The organism is Kaarinaea lacus, assembly GCF_975902315.1.
This window is the reverse complement of record NZ_CDLKIE010000425.1, coordinates 1-3,399: the sequence shown is the minus strand read 5'-3', so window position 1 is coordinate 3,399 and position 3,399 is coordinate 1. Positions and strand designations below refer to the sequence as shown.

General features: G+C 46.0%; 5 protein-coding genes. 4 read left to right on the top strand and 1 reads right to left on the bottom strand.

Annotation, left to right across the window (positions count from 1 at the left end):
• Both ACWVCM_RS13385 and cspE read left to right on the top strand, forming a co-directional pair.
• Nucleotides 1-203, top strand: a 203-nt coding sequence (locus ACWVCM_RS13385; protein ID WP_455202261.1) for a GIY-YIG nuclease family protein, incomplete at its 5' end; no start/stop codon positions are given.
• A gap of 272 nt (nt 204-475) precedes the next feature.
• A complete protein-coding gene (cspE, locus tag ACWVCM_RS13380) occupies nt 476-679 on the top strand; it encodes a transcription antiterminator/RNA stability regulator CspE (protein ID WP_455202260.1) in 204 nt (67 codons plus the stop codon).
• 26 nt (nt 680-705) lie between these two features.
• Here the strand turns inward: cspE and ACWVCM_RS13375 are convergent, their stop codons facing one another.
• Nucleotides 706-846, bottom strand: coding sequence for a hypothetical protein (locus tag ACWVCM_RS13375; protein WP_455202259.1), 141 nt, complete (start codon nt 844-846; stop codon nt 706-708).
• Nucleotides 847-948: 102 nt separating this feature from the next.
• Here ACWVCM_RS13375 and ACWVCM_RS13370 point away from each other — a divergent pair, with 102 nt between their 5' ends.
• Entirely contained in the window at nt 949-2,049 is a 1,101-nt protein-coding gene (locus ACWVCM_RS13370; protein WP_455202258.1) for a DNA alkylation repair protein, read from the top strand.
• Between the two features lie 22 nt (nt 2,050-2,071).
• The coding region (locus ACWVCM_RS13365; protein WP_455202257.1) for a tRNA(Met) cytidine acetyltransferase TmcA domain-containing protein at nt 2,072-3,399 on the top strand (1,328 nt) is incomplete at its 3' end.

Below are 3,399 nucleotides of genomic sequence, written 5' to 3'. Positions count from 1 at the left end.
CCAAATCACCCGAAAAACGCATCCTTGAGCATAATAGCGACAACCAGCTGGGCGCCAAATACACGCGCTCCAGAAGGCCTGTCACACTGGTCTACCAGGAAAGCCTCGCATCACGTTCGCTGGCGGCGAAACGGGAATCCGAGATAAAACGACTCACAAAGCAACAGAAAGAACAGCTGGTATTAGGAAATTACGCCCCCTGAAAACGAGCAAAATCCTGCAAATCTGACCAAAATCAGCTGTAATTCCGGCATTTGTCCACAAATTCAACCTAACGAATAAACCGAAATCTTGAACGTTTGGCAAGTTTTATTATACTAATCACTAAGACAGCCAATAACTGTCATCTTGGCTGTTGAGCAAGATTGCAATTGTTCAAGTAATTTTCTGGAAGTCCGGTTCGGTTCTACCTCATAAATTGCCTTGTATAATCTGCAATAGTTACACTAACACAATGAAATATGAGGTAATTTATATGAGCACTGGTACCGTTAAATGGTTCAACGAATCAAAAGGTTTCGGATTTATTTCCCCCAGCGATGGCGGTAAAGATGTATTCGTACATTTTTCTGCAATCCAGGGTGACGGATTCCGCACCTTAGCCGAGGGCCAAGCGGTTAACTTCGATGTAGAACAAGGCCCCAAAGGACCACAGGCAGCAAATGTGACTGTGGCCTGATAATGGCGGGTATTAGCTATTCGACACTAGCGCAGTAAATTAAAAACCCACAATTGCGTGCCAATTGTGGGTTTTCGCGTTTTTGCATCAATAATCTTCAAACCACTCTGGATCCCGGGATGTGATCCACGACCCAGGCTGGGCCAATCTTCGCACTCTACAAGCACAATTTCCCCCCCCCCGGTTGGCCAAACCAACCGCTCGCAGTTACAATTTTGCAATCCGTTGAGAATAAGCCTGATTAAAAAACAGGAACACTGTTTATCGTTATGCAACCATTAAAAGACCAGTTTTTTAATACTGCCTTTTATCGCCAATTAAGTCAGGATCTTTCGGATATTGATTCGAACATTGATGCCAGGCAATTCTACCTGGCATGCACAAAAAACCTGTCTGAGCTTGAACTCAAACAACGCATGCAGCGTACCGCCGATGTGTGCCGGCTATTCTTTCCTGATAATTATCCTGAAGCACTCAAACGTCTCTACGCATATGCAGAAATGATCAACGAGAATAAATTCTGTTATATGTTTATGCCGGATTTTGTGGCTCGCTTTGGGGCGCATGATTTCAAACGTTCCATGCAAGCCTTAAAGGATTTCACGGTATATTCTTCATCGGAACTGGCCATCCGGGTATTTCTGCAAAATGATTTTGATCGCAGCTTAGACGTTGTGAAAAAATGGACCGGCAATAAAAATGTTCATATTCGCCGCCTGGCCAGCGAAGGCACCCGGCCACGCTTACCCTGGGCAATGCGCGTTAAGGCTTTGCTGGATAATCCTGATCACAGCCTCCCTATCCTGCAGGACCTGAAAACCGATAATGAAAAATATGTACAAAAGTCGGTGGCCAATCATCTTAATGATATCTCCAAAGACCATCCACAAAAAATGTTAAAACTGGTTAAAAGCTGGGACGCTAACGAGCAGTCAATCGCCTGGATTATCCGGCATGCTTCAAGGACCCTGATCAAACAGGGCAATAACCAGGCCCTGGCAATATTTGGTGCGCATAAAAAACCAGAAATCAAGATCAGGAAATTCAAACTAAATTCAGGAAAACGGGTACTGGGTGATGACCTGATTATTGAGTTAGAATTAGATTCGCTGGCGACATACCCCCAGCAGTTAATCATTGACTACAAGATTCATTACGTCAAAGCATCGGGACAGCTAAGCCCCAAGGTTTTTAAACTTAAGAAATTCACGCTAAATCCCGGGCAATCGCTACGCTTAACAAAAAAACAGGCACTCAAGGATTTATCCACACGAAAGCACTACACAGGACAACATAAAATTGAATTGCTGATTAACGGCGGCAACATGAAATCCATGTCATTTCATCTTGACACCAATCCGTCCCAGTGAGTAAGCCGCTATAATTAAAATCATGTCAAACGCCGCAGACACCAGGAACAATGAAACCACCAGCCTTGCCGAAAGCATACTGCGGGAAGCAATAGACAGCTACCAGCGACGTTGTATCATTTTGTCCGGCAGCCAGGCCTGGGGTATAAGCAATCTCGAAGAAATATGCCGCGTAAATTCGCTTCAGAAACTGTTAGTAGTCACCCATTCAGCAGTAGACATAAGCAATAGCACCAGGATAGCGCCATCCGAAGCTTTAAAATACCTGGGCCACGAATTCGAACACGCGCTAATTAATTTTCATGACGGTATTGATCCGAATTTGTTAGGCGCTATATCCGGCACCATTAGCGGAGGCGGTTTATTGATATTGTTGATGCCGACAATATCCACACTAGAGAACTTTGCAGACCCGGAAAAGCAACGCATGACTGTTTGGCCGTTTGAAGAAAAAGAGGTTGGCCAGCGTTTCCTGCAACGATTACGCAACATCATAATGCAATCTGACAATATCACCCTGATCCAGGAAAATGAACCAGCGCCGGAACACCTTGGTATAAAAACCAGGGAGGATTTACAGGTTTATCTTGAAAATGACGCGTGTCGCACTGTCGACCAAAAACAGGTTGTTGAATCAATACGCCATATTGTGCACGGACATCGCCGACGTCCTTTGGTGATTACCGCCAATCGAGGCAGGGGCAAATCAGCCGCCCTGGGTATCGCTGCGGCAAGCCTATTACAGGAAGGTATCAAGCATATAATAGTCACCGGGCCGCGTTTGAGTTCAACTGCAATGGTGTTTAAACATGCGCAGACCCTGTTAGCTGACGCCCAATCTTCGCCCGGCAAACTGCTCAGTCATTCCGGCTGCCTTGAATACCTGGCACCCGACGTGTTATGTCGTGAATCGCCCAGCTGTGGCCTGCTATTGGTCGACGAAGCAGCCGCGATACCTGTGTCGATGCTGCATCAAATGCTAAAACAATACGCCCGCATCGGGTTCGCCACGACGACTTATGGCTACGAAGGCACCGGGCGCGGATTTGCCATCAAGTTTCAGGAAACCCTCAATCATGAAACGCCGGGGTGGCATGCGCAGGAAATGAATTTACCCATACGTTGGGCACCCAATGATCCCGTAGAGACTTTTGTTTTTCGTTGTTTATGCCTCGATGCCAGGGTAGATTCATTGCAATCGACCATTGATCCCAGGCAGGTTAGCTTTGAAAAACTTGACCGACGCGCATTAGTAGCTAATGAAAAGTTACTGTCAGATATTTTCGGACTATTGGTATTAGCCCATTACCAGACCCAGCCACGCGATCTGCGTTACCTGCTTGATGCCAT

Bases quoted from the DNA above. Each gene is read 5' to 3' on its own strand.
- ACWVCM_RS13370 (WP_455202258.1), top strand. From the start codon at position 949: ATGCAACCATTAAAAGACCAGTTTTTTAATACTGCCTTTTATCGCCAA.
- cspE (WP_455202260.1), top strand. From the start codon at position 476: ATGAGCACTGGTACCGTTAAATGGTTCAACGAATCAAAAGGTTTCGGA.